Below are 17,102 nucleotides of genomic sequence, written 5' to 3' on the forward strand. Positions count from 1 at the left end.
GTTGCTGCAACCCGACGTCCCGGTGCGCCCCGACCGCACCGACAGCGGACGCCGGCACGCTCCACCACCCCCTGCACCGTCCCGCACCCCACCGTCATCTGGAGTCCCCATGCGTCGTCGATCGCGCCTCGCGCTGTCTCTTGTCACCCTGGCCGTCGTGGCCGGCCTCGCCACCGGCTGTTCCCTCAAGCAGTCCTCGTCCAGCGAGTCGACGAGCGGCGCCGCTGCCAGCTCCGCCGCCTCCGACGTCGACGTCCCCTCGCTCGAGGGCAAGACCGTCGGCGTCGCCGCCAAGGACGTCGTCCGCGACTTCGGCCGCCTCACCTACCAGGGCGTGCAGGACCGCCTGGAGGAGCTCGGCGCCAAGGTCGTCGCCACCCAGGCCGACGCACAGGACGACAAGCACCTGGCCAACGTCGAGAACCTCGTCTCGCAGAAGGTCGACGCGATCGTCGTCATCCTCGGCGACGCGACCACCCTCGCCCCGGCGTTGCAGCAGGCGAAGGACGCCGGCATCCCGGTCTTCACGATCGACCACGCCAGCGAGAACTCGGTCAACAACATCGGTTCGGACAATTGGCAGATCGGCTCCACCCTCGCCCGCACGCTCGCCGAGGACATCGGCGGGAAGGGCAAGGTGCTCGTCTTCAACGGCTTCTACGACGTCACCCCCTGCCAGATCCGTTACGACGAGTTCAAGCTCGTGCTGAAGAACTACCCGAACATCGAGATCATCGAGCCCGAGCTGCAGGACATCTACGAGGGCACCATCGAGGACGCCAAGCAGAAGACGAACGACGCGCTCACCCGCTACCCCAAGGGCGAGATCTCGGCCGTGTGGTCGTGCTGGGACCTCCCCGCGATCGGAGCTTCGCAGGCCATCGACGCGGCGGGCCGCGATGAGATCAAGGTCTACGGCGTCGACGCCGAGCCCGGAGCGCTCGACCTGATCCAGGACCCCGACTCGGTGTACCAGTTCACGGTCGCGCAGCAGCCGACCCTGTTCGGGACGACGAGCGCGAACAACGTGGCCCTGTACCTCGGTGGCAAGCAGGACGAGGTGCCGCTGAGCACCTACCTCGACGCCGTGTTCATCGACAAGGCGAACGTCGCCGACGAGCGCAAGCGACTCGGCCTGGAATGACGCACGACACCTCGATCGACGGTCAGACCGCCCAGCGCTCGCTGGGCGGTCGGTCCGGTGCCGCGACGACCGAAGCCTCGGCTCCCGCCGTGAGCATGCGTGGCATCGCGAAGGACTTCGGCGGCGTCCGGGTGCTGGACGACGTCGACCTCGAGGTGCACCCCGGCGAGGTCGTCGCGCTCGTCGGCGAGAACGGCGCGGGCAAGTCGACGCTCATCAAGATCCTCACCGGCCTCTACACGGCGAGCGAGGGCACCATCGAGATCGACGGCGAACCGGTCGTCATCCGCAACCCGGGTGACGCCGAACGCCTCGGTGTCCGCGTCATCCACCAGGATCGCCACCTGGCCGGTCGACTCACGGTCGCGGAGCAGCTGTTCCTCGGCTCGCGCACCGCGTTCCTCACCGGCCGGCAGCTCGACCGCCGCGCCGAACGCGAGCTGCTCGACCTCGTCGGGCTCGACGTACCGGGCAAGACCCTCGTCGACGAGCTGAGCGTCGCCGAGCAGCAACTCCTACAGCTCGCGATCGCGACGATCACGCGCCCACGGGTCCTCGTGCTCGACGAACCCACCGCGCCGCTCGCCGCCGGCGACGTCGAGCGACTGTTCCGCACCGTCCGGACCCTGCAGGGCCAGGGCGTCGCCGTCATCTACATCTCCCACTACCTGCAGGAGGTGCGCGACATCGCGTCCCGCGTCGTCGTGCTCCGCAACGGTGAGCGCGTCGGTGCCCTCGACCTCGCCGATCCCGAGGCGACCCTCGACGCCATCGTCCAGCTCATGGTGGGGCGGAGCGTCGAGGAGTTCGGCGACCGCGAACGGATCGTCGCCGACGCCGGCGCCGAACCGGTGCTCGCGATCGACGGACTGACGGTCCCCGAACGTCTGCACGGCGTCTCGATCGCCGTCCGTCCGGGCGAGATCGTGGGCGTCACGGGCCTCGTCGGCTCGGGCCTCGAGGAGCTGGCCGACGCGGTCACCGGCTTGCGTGCGCACGGCGGAACCGTGCGGCTCGGCCGGGCGACGATCCGCTCGCCGCGCGCCTTCGTCCGGGCGGGCGGGGCGTACGTCCCGGCGAACCGCCACCGCGACGGCATCTTGAACCGTCAGTCCGTCCGCGAGAACCTCACGCTCGCCGCGCTCGACCGCATCACCGGGCTCGGCGGGATCCTGCGGGGTCGACGCGAGCGGGAGATCGCCGCAGACCTTGTCACGAGACTCGACGTCCGGCCCGCGAACGACACCGCGGTGGCCGGGAGCCTCTCCGGCGGCAACCAGCAGAAGGTCGTGCTCGGTCGGTGGCTCGCGGCCGGGTCGACGGTGTTCGTGCTCGACCAGCCGACCTCCGGCGTCGACATCGGGTCGCGTCAGCAGATCTACGCGGAGATCGACGCGCTCGTCGCGCAGGGCGCCGGCGTCCTGCTCGTGAGCGTCGACCTCGAGGAACTGATCGGGCTCGCCGACCGCGTCCTCGTGCTGTACCGCGGGACGATCCGGACGGAGCTGCCCCGATCGCAGGCGACCGCCGACACGATCCTCGCCTGGTCGACGGGTGCCGCCGAGGTCGCCTCCACGCCGTCGGCCCCCTCGGTCCCGCCGGTCCCTGAGCTTGTCGAAGGGCAAGAACCGCTTGTCGACGGGTCCACCTCGTCAACCGATGCGGATCCTGACAAATCAACCGCCCCGGTCCCTGAGCTTGTCGAAGGGCCCACGTCGTCTACGCAGGCTGATCCCCAGAGGTCTGCCCCGTCGGCAGGCCCCGGAGGCGCCACGCCACCCACCCGAGGAGCCTCCGCATGACCGCGCTCTCCGCTTCACCCGCTGCGCCCTCGGCTGCGGCGGAGTCCACGACGAAGCGTCGTCCGGTCTCCCGGTTGGGACTCATCGGCTACGCGATCGTCGTCATCGAGGTCGTCGTCTTCGCGGTCGCCTCGCCCGGCTTCCTCGATCCGGCCAACCTCGCGACGATCCTCACCCAGTCCGCGGTCTACGCGATCGCGGCCTTCGGCCTGTCCATCGTCGTCGTCACGGGTGGTGAGGACGTGGTCCGCGGCGGCATCGACCTCTCCATCGGCGCCGTCCTCGGCTTCTCCGGCGCGCTCGTCGCGGTGCTCCTGCAGGCCGAGCTCGGTCTGCCGCTCGCGCTGCTCATCGGGCTCGGAGCCACGGCGGTCATCGGGCTCGTGAACGGTCTCGTCGTCGTCGCCGGGATCCGCCCGCTCCTCGTCACCCTCGCGATGATGAGCATCGTCACGAGTCTCACGATCGTCATCACGAACAACGTCAAGGTGCCCGTCTCCGACGCCGGGCTGGTCTGGTTGCGGGGCGGACATGTCGTCGGTGTCCCTGCCGCGGTCGTCGTGCTGCTCGTCGTCTTCGCGGTCGCCGCCTTCGCGACCGGGCGGACCAGCTGGGGCGTGAAGAACGCCGCGGTCGGGCAGAATCCGACGGCCGCGCGGGTGGCCGGGATCGACGTCAACCGCCACATCGTCGTCAGCTACGTCCTCGCGGCGGTCCTCGCGGGGATCGCTGGCGTCCTCATGACCAGTCGGTTGTCCGCTGCCCTGCCGGGGATCGGCGAGCAGTCGCTCATCGACATCCTCCTCGCGACATTCCTGTCCATCGCGTTCTCCCGTCGGCTCGTCGTCACGATCACGGGGACCCTGTTCAGCGCCGTGTTCGTCGCGATCCTCACCAACGGCTTCAGTCAGCTCGGCGTCCCGAGCCAGTGGATCGGCATCACCAAGGGTGTGCTGATCCTGCTGGTCCTCGCGGTCGCCGCGATCCGCGAACGGAGCGTCAAGCGATGAGTGTCGACACGCACACGCAATCCTCCGCCACCACCGGCGTCTCCGTCCCGAACGCCGGATCGGCTGGACCGGGAGGCGGCGATGACCAGCGTCCCGGCGGCCCGCTCTCGAGGCTGACGGTCCGTGGCCTCGGTGCCGCGGTCCCGCAGGCGCTCGCCCCCGCCGTGCTGGCGGTGTTGCTCATCGTGTTCGCGGTGCTGTCGCCGTCGTTCCTGACCGCCGACAACCTGCTCGGGGTGCTCAACCAGAACGCGCTGCTCCTCCTCGCGGCCGTCGCGATGACGGTCGTCGTCCGCGCCGGTGGCATCGACCTCTCGATCGGTGTCGCCATCGACCTCGCGGCGCTCACCGCGTCGGCGCTCCTCGCCGACGACTACGTGGCCTGGGTGGCGATCGTCGGTGGTCTGGTCGTCGGTCTGCTCGTCGGAGCCGTGAACGCGTTCCTCATCGTGGTGCTGCGCATCCGGCCGTTCCTGGCGACACTGAGCGTCTGGTTCATCGGTGGTGGCGTGCAGCAGGTCGCGACCGACGGTGGGTCGCCCATCTACCTGTCGCGGAGCAGCGTGCCGGACGAGTTCGCGTGGTTGGGTGCCGGCACCGTGCTCGGCGTCGCCGCACCGATCGTCGTCGCCGTGCTCGTGCTGATCATCGTCTGGGCTGCGCTCGAACGGAGTCGCTGGGGTCGGGTGCTGACCGCGGCGGGGGAGCAGCCGACGGCGACCCGGATCTCCGGGCGGTTGGCTGGGACGTCGATGGCGACGGCGTTCATCTTCGCCGCCGGGATCGCGGCCATCGCCGGGCTGATCCTGGCCTCGCGGAGCCAGGGCTTCGTCGCGAACAGCGGCCAGCTCTACGTGCTCGACTCCATCGGTGCGGTGTTCATCGGGACGACGCTGAGTCGGACCGGGCGGCCGAACCTCTTCGGGACGCTCGTCGGCGTGCTCATCTTCGCGCTGCTGACGAACGGGATGAACCTCATCGGGCTGTCCTTCTACTGGCAGGGCCTCGCCCGCGGTGTCGTACTGATCCTGATCCTGCTCCTCGGCGTCCTCCTGGCGCGCGACCGGTCCCGCAAACCCCTCACGTGACGCCCACCCGACCCTCGCTGTGGCGGTGTGGTTGCGCCAGCGCGGTGCGCTGACGCGAGCGCGCCCCATAGGTGTGAGCGCGGGTCTCTGGAGACCCGCGCTCACGCACATGACCCGCGGCGAGGCCCAGCGCATCGCGCTGGCATCGGGTCCTCCTGAGCGGGCCTCATCCCGCGCTCGGACCAGCGCGGTGCGCTGACGCGAGGAGGAACGACTCGGCGTGGGCGCGCCCCACACGCGTGAGCGCGGGTCTCTGGAGACCCGCGCTCACGTCCATGCCCCGCGGTGACGTCAGCGCACCGCGCTGGCATCACTCGAAGGGACGGATCAGACTCGGAGGTCGAGCCAGGCGACCTGCTCCGGGGTCAGCTTCAGGGACAGGGCGTCGGTCGACGAACGCGTCTCCTCGATGGACCGCGGCCCGATGAGGGCGAAGGTCGGGAAGTCCTGCGCCAGCACGTAGGCCAGAGCGATCGCGGTCGGCGCGACACCCAGCTCGGTGCCGAGCTGACGGGCACGGGCCAAGCGCTCGAAGTTGTCGTCGCTGTAGTAGCAGCGCACGAGATCCGGGTCCGACAGGTCCTCGGGTTCGGCACGCCCGGTGAAGAAGCCGCGCGCCTGCGACGACCACGGCAGCAGCGGCGTCTTCGTCTCCTCGAGCCACGCGCGGCTCGTCGGATCCGTCACCTCCACGCACCCGGCCCACGGTACGTCGAGTGCGCGGGCGAGACCGAAGTGGTTGCTCAGCGCCGCGAAGCCCCGCTTCCCGTTCGCCGCCGCATAGGCGTTCGCCTCCTCGAACCGCTCGATCGACCAGTTGGAGCCACCGAACGCACGGATGCGACCGGCCTCGGCGTGCTCGTTCAGCACGTCGACGAACTCGCCCACCGGCACCTCGACGTTGTCGCGGTGCATCAGGTACAGGTCGAGGTGGTCGGTGCCGAGCCGGTCGAGGCTCTCGAACAGCTGGCGCGAGATCGACTCCGGGTCGCAGAACGGCGTGTGCGCACCCTTGCCGATCACCACGACGTCGTCCCGGAGGCCACGGTTGGCGAGCCAGCGTCCGAGCAGCTGCTCCTGCAGACCGTCGCCGTACAGCCAGGCCGTGTCGAAGGCGTTGCCGCCGCGCTCGAAGAAGTCGTCGAACATCGCCGACGCGTGCGACAGGGTCTGCTGGTTGTCGACACCCATCACGAGCCGGGAGATGTCGTGGTCGATGCCCGCGATGCGGCCGGTCGGCATCGGGAGTTCGGCGCGCACGGCGAGCGGCCGGCCGGAACCGGTCGGGATGTCGGTGTCGATCGACTCGAACGGGTACTCGAGGCCGACCGCCTCGCGCCAGCGGTCGAGGGTCGCCGCGTTGCCGAGCGAGTCCGCCCAGCGCATCTGCGGTGCCTGACCGGCCTCGGCGAACGCAGCGACCGCGTCGGCCTGGATCGCGTACTGCGGCGCCCCGGGGATGTGGATCGACTCCGTGCCCGAGATGGTGCGGACCTCGATCGTCGACCCGTCCTCGACCGACGGCAACCACGGGTCGGACACGATGATCTGGCCCGTCGAACCCGTGACGACGACGCGGTTGTCGTCCTGCATGCGCACGCCGCTCGTGACGTGCGCCGTGATGCCTGACGGGAACACGAGCGACGCGCTGGCCCACTCGTCGACGCCGGTCGAGCCGATGGTGCCGTTCCCGGTGACCTCCGTCGGGTCGGCGAACGGTGCACCCACGGCGGCACCGGCGACGAGCCTCGCGATGGAGACCGGGTAGCCGCCGACGTCGAGGATCCCGCCGCCCGCCAGCTCCGGGTTCATGAGTCGGTGCTCGGCCGGGAGGTTCGCGGCGAACGCGAACGACGCCTCGATGTGCTCGACCTCGCCGATGGCCCCGGACGACACGAGTTCGACGAGCTTGGCGGTCTGCGGGTGGAAGCGGTACATGAACGCCTCGGCGAGGTACACGCCGGCACGCCGGGCGGCCTCGATCGCGAGCATCGCACCGGCGCGGTTGACCGAGAGCGGCTTCTCGCTGACGATGTGCTTGCCCGCTTCCGCCGCTTCGATCACCAGCCGGACGTGTTCCGTGTGCGGGGTCGCGATGTAGACCGCGTCGACGCCGGGGTCGGCCAGCAACTCGGCGACGGAGCCGTACCCGCGGACGGGAGCCGTGCCGTCCCCGAAGCGCTCGCCGAACTCCTCGGCACGCGACGCGTCACGACTGGCGACGGCGGCGAGTCGACCGGTGCGACTCGCGTGCAGCTCGGTCGCGAACCGTTCGGCGATCGTTCCGGGTCCGATGATGCCCCAGGCGACGTGTTCCATATGGTGGTGCTCCTCAACGTTGATCGGCGGTGCGATGGTCTGTGGTGAACGTCACCGTGAACGTTCACGGTGTGAGCGTATCAGTACGATGTGACCATGACCAGGCCGCGCGACGATCACGCTCCAGCGCGAGCGACGATCATCGACGTCGCCCGGGTCGCCGGTGTCTCCCGCCAGACCGTGACCCGAGCGCTCAACGGGATGCGCGACGTCAGCGACGCCACCAGGCAACGGGTCGTCGAGGTCGCAGCCTCGCTCAACTACCGGCCGAACCGCGCTGCGCAGCACCTGGTGAGCGGCCGGACGACGACGCTCGGACTGGTCGTCGACGACCTGCGGAACCCCTACTACCCGGAGCTCGCGGCCGCCCTCGTGCAGCAGGCGGCCGAGCGGGGATGGACCGTGTTGGTCGCCGAGGTCGGGGGAGCGGCGAACGCATCGGGCGACCGGCCCGCCGCCGCGGATCGCGGGCCGGACCTCCCCGACGCGGAACGTGCGCAGCTCGCCGAACTCGCGCGGCAGGTCGATGCGGTCGTCGGGCGCAACGGCGCCGACCACGGAGCACTCCAGGGCGCCTTCGCCACCATCCCGTTCGTCTCCCTCGGCGACCATCGGCCAGAGGAGTCCGAGGCCGGAGCGGACCCGTCCGACGCGCAGCCCGCGCTGCAGGTGGCGGGCGTCGACATCGACTTCGAGGACGGCATCCGACAGGCGCTCGCCCACTTCGTCGCGACCGGGCGCCGGTCGATCGCGATGATCGACGCCTCGGCGGAACCGTCCGGACGGCGTCTCGCGTACCGGGCGTTCCTCGACGAGCACGGCCTGCCGTGGTCGGAGGCGTCGGAGACCTGGGCGGAGGACACCCACCAGGGCGGGGTCTCGGCCGCCCTGCGTTGCCGCGCCGCGATGCCCGACGTCGACGCCGTACTCGTCTTCAACGACGTCATGGCGGTCGGCGTGCTCAAGGGCCTCGCCCGTGCCGGGGTCGGCGTGCCGGAGGACGTCGCCGTCATCGGCATCGACGGACTCGACCTCGGTCGCTTCGTCACCCCTGAGCTGACGAGCGTCGCCGTCGACAAGGGTGACATCGCACGGCACAGCCTGGAGTTGCTCGACGGCATGATGTCCGGCACGCTCCCGCTCTCGGGGCCGTCCGTCCGACGCTCGGTGGGTGTCTCGCTCGTCGTCCGCGAGTCCGCCTGAGCTGATCCACTGAGCCACTCCGCCTGAGCCGCACCGGCCCCGTCGTCCGGACGGTCGCGGACGACACGGCAGACTGGTCACATGTCTGAACTCCTCGCCCTCTGTCGCGTCGAAGCCCTCCGGGTGGACGACGGGTCGATCGGTGTCACCGCGATCGACAAGCGCCCGGTCGACGAGCCGCTGCACGTGCGGCCGATGGGGCTGTACGGCGACGTGCAGGCCGATCGCAAACACCACGGCGGCCTGACGAAGGCGCTCTACGCCTACGCCGAGGAGGACGCGCGGTTCTGGGAGGGCGAGCTCGGTCGGGAGATCACGCCGGGGCTGTTCGGGGAGAACCTCCGTACGCAGGGGCTCGACGTGAACGGTGCCGAGATCGGTGAGCGCTGGCGGATCGGCGACACCCTCGTCGTCGAGGTGACCTGTCCGCGCACCCCGTGCGGCACCTTCCAGCGGCGCCTGGGCGAGCCGCGGTGGGTGAAGCGCTTCGCCGACGCCGCACGGCCCGGCGCCTACCTCAAGGTGGTCAAGAGCGGGACGGTGCAGGCGGGCGACCCGATCGAGATCGTCCGACAGCCCGGCCACGGCGTGACCATCGCCTCCTGGTTCGCCGCGGCGGACGAGGCGCAGGCGGTCACCCTCGAGCAGTCGGAGCAGTCCGGCGCCGTGGTGCTGGCCCCGGAGATCCATGAGTCGATCAAGCAGCTCCGCCGCAAGCGGCCCGTCTGAGCTTCGCCGTCGCGTCCTCGCACCTGTGCGACCGCTGAGTGCAAGCCCCGCCCGGAACAGTCCGGAAGCGGACGCTGTTGCATACCATGGAGCCGAAGACCGGAGCACGCGGGGACCCCGCACGGTGCTCGGCACGAAGGAGGAGTCACGATGAGTGCAGCAGACGAGCAGAGCACGACGACCGAGCGCGCGGTGCTGGCCGGCGGATGCTTCTGGGGCATGGAAGACCTCGTCCGGAAGATGCCGGGCGTGAAGTCGACGCGCGTGGGCTACAGCGGTGGCGATGTCGCCAACGCGACCTACCGCAACCATGGCACCCACGCGGAGGCCCTCGAGGTCGTCTTCGACCCGAGCAAGCTGTCCTTCCGCGAGCTGTTGGAGTTCTTCTTCCAGATCCACGACCCGTCGACGAAGAACCGCCAGGGCAACGACGTCGGCCTGAGCTACCGCTCGGCGATCTTCTTCACCTCGCCCGAGCAGGAGCGAGTCGCGCGCGACACGATCGCCGACGTCGACGCCTCAGGGCTCTGGCCCGGCAAGGTCGTCACCGAGGTCGAGCCGGTCTCCGAGTTCTGGGAGGCGGAGCCGGAGCACCAGGACTACCTGGAGCGCATCCCGTGGGGCTACACCTGCCACTTCGTGCGCCCGGGCTGGAAGCTCCCGCGCCGCGCCGAGGTCGCGGAGCAGGCCACCGCGTAAGTACCTTCGCAGCGCCCGTCACCTCGGTGTCGGGCGCTGTGCTGTGCGTGGACCGGCAGACTCAGACGCCGTCGGCGCGCGAGGAGTTGACGGCGTCCGAGGCCAGTCGTGGCGCGAATCGCGGGTCGAACTGCAGCGGTGGATCGTCGGGTGACGCGAGCGACGGTTTGCCGAGGCGGACCCACTCGAGGTACTGGAGGTAGGGGTCGGACCCGGCATCGACCGGCGCATCGACGATGCGCTTGCGTCCCCACGGCCACTTCCACCCCACGATCAGCATCCTACGGACGGTTCCTGAGGATCCGCGGACCATCACGGCACGATCTCGCAACGATGCCACCGCCTCGTGCTCGTTTCGTCCGACGGATAGGGGAGTTGTCCATCCCGCGGCCGTGCTGTCATGATGAAGCACGGCGGAGATAGCTAGACAGTCGAGATACTTCGACGGTTGTCCGGACCCGGTCATCGCACCCGCCGAGAGAGGTCGTTCCATGGGCTCCACCGGTAGCGAGACGTCTGAACTCCGCCGTGCGTGGGTGGAGCAGCTCACGGCAGACCGCTTCGGCGTCTTCGTGGGCGACCGGCGCGTCGGGTTCATCGACGTGGACTGGCCACTGCACGTCGCCCTGCGCGGAACCGACTACGAGACGGCGGTCGAGGTCGATCGCGCGATCCGGTTCGATCAGGCGCTGCGTGCCGTCCTCGCCGCCTGAGTGGTCTCCGGTGTCCGGCGGCTATGATCGCAGCACGATTCGGGTGGACGATCGGCCGGGCGATACTCGTTCGGGCCCGCGAGGCGGAGGGGGACTGACATGACCGACTCCTTCAGTGCCGAGCCGTGGGCATCCGGCCTCCCGGTCCTCGAGCTGCCGATGTTCCCACTCGGCTCCGTGCTGTTCCCACACATGCCGCTCGCCCTGCGGCTCTTCGAGGAGCGCTACCTCACCATGTTGGCGCACCTGCTCGAGGCCGAGGACCCGGCGTTCGGCGTCGTGCTCATCGAGCGCGGCCGTGAGACGGGAGGCGGTGAGCACCGCTTCCGCACCGGGACCGTGGCGGAGATCGTCGAGGTCGACGGCGGCGAGGGCTTCGTCGCGGTGATCGCCGAGGGCGGTCAGCGCTTCGAGGTGACCGACTGGCTGCCGGACGACCCGTATCCACGCGCTGAGATCCGAGCCCTCGACGACCTGGAGTGGGACGATCGCTGGGAGCCGTTGCGGGATGAGACCGAGGCGGCGGTGCGGCGTTCGCTCGCGGTGGCCAGCGAGTTCAGTGAGCAGCAGTGGGCCTCGGTCGTGGAACTCGCCGACGACCCGCTGGAGTCGTCCTGGCAGCTGGCGGGCATCGCGCCGGTGAGCGAGATCGACCAGATGCGGTTCCTGTCGGCCGGTTCGCTCGAAGAGCTGCTGGTCGGCGTGCGCGATCGCGCCACCGAGGCGGGCGAGGCGTTCATCGCGGGTGGCATCGCCGACGCGGATGACGAGGACTGGGACATCCTCGGCGACTGAGCCCCGACGCCGCACCTCGACAGGCTTGGTGACCGGAGTGCTCGTGACCGGGTGCACTCGGTGACCGGAGTGCTCGTGACCGGGTGCACTCGGTGACCGGAGTGCTCGTGACCGGGTGCACTCGGTGACCGGTTGGATCCGGTCCCCGGAAGCTCGCCTCCCGCTCCACCATTCACCGACCCTCCCCTCCGCCGGTCACTGAGCCTGTCGAAGTGCCCTTGCGCATTCGTGGAAACGCTTTACTATTTCCTATAGGATCTTTTTGACCGGGAGCACCAGCCCCGAGCAGTCCCTGAGCGCAATGGAGCATCATGACGGATACGACCGCGACCGCGTCGACCCCCCGATGGACCGCCGACACCTGGCCCATCGCCACCTGCCTGCACGGCATCCCACCCGTCGACCGCAACGGCGTCTCCCTGCACGACGCGGAACCCGAAGCGTGGGACGACCTCTTCGCGCAGGTCGCCGGCGTCGGGTTCACCCTCGCCGAACTGCCCGACAGCCATGTCCGGCCCGCCGACCTCGAACCGTCCCGTCGCGACGAGTTCCTCGCCATCGCGAAGTCGCACGGCGTCGGTGTCCCGTCCGTCCACCTGCAGCGGCAGAGCGTGATCATGCCGGGCCACGAGGAGCGCAACCTCGAGTACGCGCACCGCACGATCGACGCCGCGGCGGAGTGGGGGATGCAGGTGTTCTCCACCGGCCTACACCAACCGTTCAACGACGCGCAGCGCAAGGCGCTGTGGTTCTGGACCGCGCAGGGCCCGAAGGACCCCGACGACCCCGAGGTCTGGAACGCCGCCGTCAGTCGCATCCGCGAGCTCGGCAAGCACGCGGCCGAGGTCGGCCTGCCGCTCGCACTCGAGCTCTACGAGGACACCTACCTCGGCACCGCCGACAGCGCGGTCCGGTTCGTGGAGGAGGTCGGGCTCGACAACGTCGGCCTGAACCCCGACGTCGCGAACCTCATCCGCCTGCACCGCCCGGTGGAGGACTGGCGCGAGCTGTTCGCCAAGACCCTGCCCTACGCCAACTACATGCACGTGAAGAACTACACCCGCGACGAGGCGGCCGACGGCAGCTGGGCGACGTCCGTGCCCTCCACGATGGAGGCCGGGCTCATCAACTACCGCCAGGTCTTCCGCGACGCCGTCGAGCTCGGCTTCAACGGCATCATCCTGGCCGAGCACTACGGCGGCGACAGCCTCGGCATGTGCTCCACCAACCAGAAGTACATCAGGACCCTGCTGCCGCAGGCCTGATCCAGACGACCACAGGAGAGCCTCATCATGACCACACACACCATCGCCGTCGTCGGATCGGGGTACATGGGCGGCGGCATCGCCCAGGTACTCGCGCTGTCCGGCGCCACCGTCCGCATCGCCGACATCTCCGAGGAGATCGCGCGCAAGAACTACGACCGCCTCATCGCCGAGGCCGAGCAGTTCGTCGCCGACGGACTCTTCCCGGCCGACGCCGTGGAGCGGATCCGCGCCAACGTCTCGCCCGCCGCGTCCATCGAGGAGGCGGTCTCCGGAGCCGACTTCATCGAGGAGGCCGTCCCCGAGAAGATCGAGATCAAGCACGAGACCCTCCGTCGCATCAGCGCCGCAGCCTCACCCGACGCCATCATCGGCTCGAACACCTCGACCATCCTCATCGGTTCACTCGCCGAGGCCGTCACGAACCCGGAGCGGTTCCTCGGCGTCCACTTCTCGAACCCTGCCCCGTTCATCCCCGGCGTCGAACTCATCCCGCACGAGACCACCGCCGATGCGGCGATCGCGACCGTCGAGGAGATCGTCGCGGCGACCGGCAAGGAGACCGCCCGCGTCAAGGACGCCACCGGCTTCGTGCTGAACCGCCTGCAGTACGCGCTGTTCCACGAGGCGACGCAGCTCGTCGAGGAGGGCGTCGCGACGCCCGAGGACATCGACACGATCGTCCGCACCACCTTCGGCTTCCGGCTCCCCGTCTTCGGTCCCTTCGCGATCGCCGACATGGCCGGACTCGACGTGTACTCGTTCTGCTACGCCTCGCTCCAGACCCGGTGGCCCGAGCGGTTCGCCACACCGGACTCCCTCAAGGAACTCGTCGACGCCGGCAAGTTCGGCACCAAGTCGGGTGCCGGCTACCTCGACGTCCCGGCCGACCGCACTCCCGAGCTGATCGCCTACCGCAACAAGGCGTACGTCGCGATCAAGCGGCTCATGGACGAGCTCGGCCCTGCACCCATCAACTGAGCGCCGCGCCGACCGAACGCAACGTCCGACTCGATCGGACACCGACTTCACCACTCCCACGCAGAAAGGCCGGCCATGACCGCCACCACCTTCCCCGAATCCAAGACCGTCGTCCTCACCGGCGCAGCCTCCCCGCGCGGCATCGGTCGGGCCTCAGCCCATCACCTCGCCGAACTCGGCTGGAACATCGGGATCATCGACCTCGACGAGGCTGCGGCGCAGGCGGTCGCCGCCGAGATCGCGGAGCAGCACGGGGTGCAGGCGGCCGGCGCCGGCGCGAACGTCGCCGACGAGGCGCAGGTGCGTGCCGCGTTCGACGCGCTCGAGGCCGCCCTCCCACAGCTCGTCGCCCTCGTGAACCTCGCGGGCGTCGCCTCACCGGTGCCCTACCTCGAGGTGAGCGCCGACGAGTGGCAGCGCGTCATCGACATCAACCTCAACGGCGTCCACTACACGACCCGCCGTGCGGTCGAGTCGATGGTGTCGAACGGCGTCGGTCGTGTCGTCAGCCTGTCGTCCGTCTCCGCCCAGCGCGGCGGCGGCACCTTCAGCAAGACGGCCTACTCAGCGGCGAAGGCCGGCGTGATCGGCTTCACCCGCAGCGTCGCCCGCGAGCTCGGCCACGACGGCATCACGGTCAACGCCATCTCGCCCGGACCCATCGACACCGACATCATGGGCGGCACCCTCACCGAGGAGCGCAAGACGGCCATGGCCGCCGACGGCGTCCTGCCGCGCATCGGCACTCCGCGCGACATCGCGGCCGCCATCGCCTACCTCATCAGTGAGGACGCCGGCTTCGTCACCGGTCAGACGCTGAACGTCGACGGCGGCCTCTACATGCACTGATCCACCACACGCACCACGAGCGAACGGAGCAGCACCATGCAGCACCTCACCGGTCAGTGGACCAAATCCCGGTTGATCTTCCTCGGTCTCGGCGTCGTCTTCGTCGGCATCGGCCTCTGGATGATCATCCCCTCGATGGTCTCCTGACCACCGCCAGCAGCAGTAACGCCAGTAGCACCCACCCGCACCAGTCATCTCAAAGGAGAGTGTCTTGTCCACACCCAATCCGCCGGCGATCGGATCGACCAACGATCCGGCGCTGAAGTCGGCGATCCGCAAGGCGTCGAAGCACCTCATGCCGATGCTCGTCATCCTGTACTTCGTCGCGTTCCTGGATCGCACGAACGTCGGCTTCGCCGAGGAGGCGCTCAGCGTCGACCGCGGCATCTCGAACGGTGCCTTCGCCCTCGGTGCCGGCATCTTCTTCATCGGCTACGCGATCTTCGAGATCCCGAGCAACCTGCTGCTGAAGAAGTTCGGCGCCCGGTTCTGGCTCGCCCGCATCGCAGTGACCTGGGGCATCGTCGCCGCCCTGTTCGCCTTCACGACGAACGACACGATGTTCATCGTCCTGCGCTTCCTGCTCGGCGTGACCGAGGCCGGGCTCTTCCCCGGCGTCATCATGTTCCTGTCGGAGTGGTTCCCGAACAAGGTCCGCGTCCAGATGTTCTCGATCTTCTACCTGGCACAGCCCTTCTCGCAGATGCTCGGCGCCCCGCTGAGCGGTGGCCTCATCAGCTTCGGTGACGCCCTGACCCCATGGCACGGCTGGCAGGTGATGTTCTTCGCCGAGGGCATGCTCGCGGTCCTCGCCGGTTTCGCCGCGCTCTACTTCCTCACCAACTCGCCGCAACAGGCGAAGTGGCTGGACCAACAGGAGAAGGACTCGTTGACGGCCGCGATGGAACGCGAGGACACCGTCCGGCAGTCGGACGGCCCGACCGGTATCGCGAAGGCGATGACGAGTTGGAAGGTGTGGTACTTCACCATCATCTACTTCTGCCTGCAGATCGCGGTGTACGGCACGACGTTCTACCTCCCGCAGCAGGTGTCGAACCTCATCGGTCAGGACGTCGGCTGGCAGGTCGGTCTCGTGGCGGCCATCCCGTGGCTCGTGGGTCTGTTCGCCTGCTACTACGTGGGGCGGAACGCGAACACGGTCGTCCGGCGCCGCACCTGGGGCACGTGGTTCTACATCTCCACCGGCGTGTTCATCCTGGCCTCGGCCTGGGCGGGCGCGAACAACCAGCCGATCCTCGGCATCCTGTTCATCACCATCGCGGTGGCGAGCTTCCTCTCGGTCGGGCCGATCACGTGGGCCTACCCGACGGCGTTCCTCACCGGAACGGCTGCGGCGGCGGGCATCGGCCTGATCAACTCGCTCGGTAACCTCGGCGGCTTCGTCGCCCCGATCATGCGCACCGGGATCAACGAGAGCGTGCCGACCGACAGCGGTGTCTGGGGTGTGGTCTCGCTCGGCGTGTTCGCCTTCCTCGCGGCCGCGATGCTCTACTGCACCCGGTTCTTCCGTGGGGCGAAAGCGGACGAGCTGCTCGAGACGACGGCGACCCGCACGGCGCACTAGTCACGACGCAACTCCCGGACGGGGTCGATCGCTCAGGCGGTCGGCCCCGTTCTGCGCCCTTCGACAGGCTCAGGGACCGGAGGAAGGCGGCTCAGGGACCGGAGAAAGGCGGCTCAGGGACCGGAGGAGGGCGGCTCAGTGCTCGGCGTCGGTGCGGGCGCGGGTGCGCACGAGCTCGATGTGCGAGCGCATGGCAGCCGCGGCGGCCTCGGGGCCGTCGGAGAACGCGTCGAGGATGGCGCGGTGCTCGACGACCGCCTGGTCGGCGTCGGTGACACCCGTCTCGACCGTCTGGCGCATGCGGTGCACGCGGGTGGAGATGCCCTCGGACATGTCGAGGAGGAAGGGGTTGCGGGTGCCCTCGAAGATGAGGTGGTGGAAGTTCCAGTCCACCGCGAAGTACTCGCGGAGGAGTGCGACGGGGATCTCGCCGGCCGACGCCGCGGCGCGCACCCTGGCGGTCATCTCGACGTGCTGCGCGAGGGCGACCTCGAGGGCCGGGACGAGCTCGTCGGCGTGGGCGGCGGCCAGCGCGGTGGCGCCGCTCTCGAGCACGATGCGGGCGTCGAACAACGACTCGAGCTGGTCGTCGGCGAGCGGCGGTGCCACCCGGTAGCCCTTGTGGGTGACGCGGGTGACGAGCCCGGTGCGTTCCAACTGGACGAGTGCCTCGCGGACCGGCGTCGGGGAGACGTCGAGGTCACGGGCGATGGCGTCGATGGACAGCCGGGCGCCCGGTTCGATGCCGGAGCTGAGCAGCATGTCGAGCACCAGCTCGTAGACGCGGTCGCGCAGACCACGGCGCTCGAGCGAGGAGGAGGCGCCGAGCGGGAACACGGCATCAACCACGGCAGGCTCCGAAGGGTGTGCTCGAGGCGTCGTCACGGAGGGGGACCTCCGGCCGAGCGGCCGCGATGATC

At 69.5% G+C, this 17,102-nt stretch carries 16 protein-coding genes; 13 read left to right on the plus strand and 3 right to left on the minus strand.

Features of this window, described 5'->3' with window-relative positions; genetic code table 11:
• Positions 1-109: 109 nt before the first annotated feature.
• The 4 genes from HOW07_RS11865 to HOW07_RS11880 are packed head-to-tail and all read left to right on the plus strand — an operon-like array spanning position 110 to position 5,044.
• A complete protein-coding gene (locus tag HOW07_RS11865; RefSeq protein ID WP_064295673.1) occupies positions 110-1,144 on the plus strand; it encodes a sugar ABC transporter substrate-binding protein in 1,035 nt (344 codons plus the stop codon).
• Positions 1,141-2,946, plus strand: coding sequence for a sugar ABC transporter ATP-binding protein (locus HOW07_RS11870; RefSeq protein WP_175117233.1), 1,806 nt, complete (start codon positions 1,141-1,143; stop codon positions 2,944-2,946). Before HOW07_RS11865 ends, HOW07_RS11870 begins: the two co-directional genes overlap by 4 nt.
• Positions 2,943-3,956: an ABC transporter permease gene (locus HOW07_RS11875; protein ID WP_175117235.1), complete on the plus strand. Its 1,014-nt coding sequence runs from the start codon at positions 2,943-2,945 to the stop codon at positions 3,954-3,956. Before HOW07_RS11870 ends, HOW07_RS11875 begins: the two co-directional genes overlap by 4 nt.
• Positions 3,953-5,044, plus strand: coding sequence for an ABC transporter permease (locus HOW07_RS11880; protein WP_175117237.1), 1,092 nt, complete (start codon positions 3,953-3,955; stop codon positions 5,042-5,044). The genes HOW07_RS11875 and HOW07_RS11880 overlap by 4 nt, the downstream gene beginning before the upstream one ends.
• A gap of 327 nt (positions 5,045-5,371) precedes the next feature.
• Here HOW07_RS11880 and HOW07_RS11885 read toward each other — a convergent pair whose 3' ends face one another.
• A complete protein-coding gene (locus HOW07_RS11885) occupies positions 5,372-7,363 on the minus strand; it encodes an aldo/keto reductase (RefSeq protein WP_175117239.1) in 1,992 nt (663 codons plus the stop codon).
• Positions 7,364-7,459: 96 nt separating this feature from the next.
• Here HOW07_RS11885 and HOW07_RS11890 point away from each other — a divergent pair, with 96 nt between their 5' ends.
• The 3 genes from HOW07_RS11890 to msrA all read left to right on the plus strand — a co-directional run bounded on the left by HOW07_RS11890 (position 7,460) and on the right by msrA (position 9,994).
• Positions 7,460-8,566 carry a LacI family DNA-binding transcriptional regulator gene (locus HOW07_RS11890; RefSeq protein WP_121292567.1) on the plus strand — a complete coding sequence of 369 codons (1,107 nt, stop codon included), beginning with the start codon at positions 7,460-7,462 and terminating at the stop codon, positions 8,564-8,566.
• Positions 8,567-8,647: 81 nt separating this feature from the next.
• Positions 8,648-9,295, plus strand: coding sequence for an MOSC domain-containing protein (locus HOW07_RS11895; protein ID WP_175117241.1), 648 nt, complete (start codon positions 8,648-8,650; stop codon positions 9,293-9,295).
• 150 nt (positions 9,296-9,445) lie between these two features.
• Complete coding sequence (gene msrA / locus HOW07_RS11900; RefSeq protein WP_064295677.1) at positions 9,446-9,994, plus strand: peptide-methionine (S)-S-oxide reductase MsrA; 549 nt, start codon at positions 9,446-9,448, stop codon at positions 9,992-9,994.
• Between the two features lie 61 nt (positions 9,995-10,055).
• Here msrA and HOW07_RS11905 read toward each other — a convergent pair whose 3' ends face one another.
• Positions 10,056-10,265 carry a hypothetical protein gene (locus tag HOW07_RS11905; protein WP_124767435.1) on the minus strand — a complete coding sequence of 70 codons (210 nt, stop codon included), beginning with the start codon at positions 10,263-10,265 and terminating at the stop codon, positions 10,056-10,058.
• A gap of 220 nt (positions 10,266-10,485) precedes the next feature.
• On the opposite strand from HOW07_RS11905, the gene HOW07_RS11910 reads away from it, so the two are divergent.
• From HOW07_RS11910 to HOW07_RS11935, 6 genes are all read left to right on the plus strand, one after another.
• Positions 10,486-10,707, plus strand: a complete 222-nt coding sequence (locus tag HOW07_RS11910; protein WP_064295679.1) for a hypothetical protein — start codon at positions 10,486-10,488, stop codon at positions 10,705-10,707.
• A gap of 99 nt (positions 10,708-10,806) precedes the next feature.
• Complete coding sequence (locus HOW07_RS11915; protein WP_254628336.1) at positions 10,807-11,502, plus strand: LON peptidase substrate-binding domain-containing protein; 696 nt, start codon at positions 10,807-10,809, stop codon at positions 11,500-11,502.
• 311 nt (positions 11,503-11,813) lie between these two features.
• Entirely contained in the window at positions 11,814-12,767 is a 954-nt protein-coding gene (locus tag HOW07_RS11920; RefSeq protein WP_079003326.1) for a sugar phosphate isomerase/epimerase, read from the plus strand.
• Positions 12,768-12,794: 27 nt separating this feature from the next.
• Positions 12,795-13,748 carry a 3-hydroxyacyl-CoA dehydrogenase family protein gene (locus HOW07_RS11925; RefSeq protein ID WP_175117243.1) on the plus strand — a complete coding sequence of 318 codons (954 nt, stop codon included), beginning with the start codon at positions 12,795-12,797 and terminating at the stop codon, positions 13,746-13,748.
• 75 nt (positions 13,749-13,823) lie between these two features.
• Positions 13,824-14,597 carry an SDR family NAD(P)-dependent oxidoreductase gene (locus tag HOW07_RS11930; protein ID WP_064295682.1) on the plus strand — a complete coding sequence of 258 codons (774 nt, stop codon included), beginning with the start codon at positions 13,824-13,826 and terminating at the stop codon, positions 14,595-14,597.
• A gap of 211 nt (positions 14,598-14,808) precedes the next feature.
• Positions 14,809-16,182, plus strand: coding sequence for an MFS transporter (locus tag HOW07_RS11935; protein WP_064295683.1), 1,374 nt, complete (start codon positions 14,809-14,811; stop codon positions 16,180-16,182).
• A 135-nt stretch (positions 16,183-16,317) separates the two neighbouring features.
• On the opposite strand, the gene HOW07_RS11940 is transcribed toward HOW07_RS11935, so the two are convergent.
• On the minus strand, positions 16,318-17,031 hold the full coding sequence (locus HOW07_RS11940) for a GntR family transcriptional regulator (protein WP_240555556.1): 714 nt from the start codon (positions 17,029-17,031) through the stop codon (positions 16,318-16,320).
• Positions 17,032-17,102 lie beyond the last annotated feature (71 nt).

Source organism: Plantibacter sp. MCCC 1A11337 (assembly GCF_013349365.1).
GTDB lineage: Bacteria > Actinomycetota > Actinomycetes > Actinomycetales > Microbacteriaceae > Plantibacter > Plantibacter flavus_A.

Coding starts and splice junctions, on each gene's coding strand:
- msrA (WP_064295677.1), top strand. CDS start 9,446: ATGAGTGCAGCAGACGAGCAGAGCACGACGACCGAGCGCGCGGTGCTG.
- HOW07_RS11895 (WP_175117241.1), top strand. CDS start 8,648: ATGTCTGAACTCCTCGCCCTCTGTCGCGTCGAAGCCCTCCGGGTGGAC.
- HOW07_RS11865 (WP_064295673.1), top strand. CDS start 110: ATGCGTCGTCGATCGCGCCTCGCGCTGTCTCTTGTCACCCTGGCCGTC.
- HOW07_RS11880 (WP_175117237.1), top strand. CDS start 3,953: ATGAGTGTCGACACGCACACGCAATCCTCCGCCACCACCGGCGTCTCC.
- HOW07_RS11885 (WP_175117239.1), bottom strand. CDS start 7,363: ATGGAACACGTCGCCTGGGGCATCATCGGACCCGGAACGATCGCCGAA.
- HOW07_RS11920 (WP_079003326.1), top strand. CDS start 11,814: ATGACGGATACGACCGCGACCGCGTCGACCCCCCGATGGACCGCCGAC.
- HOW07_RS11915 (WP_254628336.1), top strand. CDS start 10,807: ATGACCGACTCCTTCAGTGCCGAGCCGTGGGCATCCGGCCTCCCGGTC.
- HOW07_RS11875 (WP_175117235.1), top strand. CDS start 2,943: ATGACCGCGCTCTCCGCTTCACCCGCTGCGCCCTCGGCTGCGGCGGAG.
- HOW07_RS11925 (WP_175117243.1), top strand. CDS start 12,795: ATGACCACACACACCATCGCCGTCGTCGGATCGGGGTACATGGGCGGC.
- HOW07_RS11890 (WP_121292567.1), top strand. CDS start 7,460: ATGACCAGGCCGCGCGACGATCACGCTCCAGCGCGAGCGACGATCATC.
- HOW07_RS11870 (WP_175117233.1), top strand. CDS start 1,141: ATGACGCACGACACCTCGATCGACGGTCAGACCGCCCAGCGCTCGCTG.
- HOW07_RS11910 (WP_064295679.1), top strand. CDS start 10,486: ATGGGCTCCACCGGTAGCGAGACGTCTGAACTCCGCCGTGCGTGGGTG.
- HOW07_RS11930 (WP_064295682.1), top strand. CDS start 13,824: ATGACCGCCACCACCTTCCCCGAATCCAAGACCGTCGTCCTCACCGGC.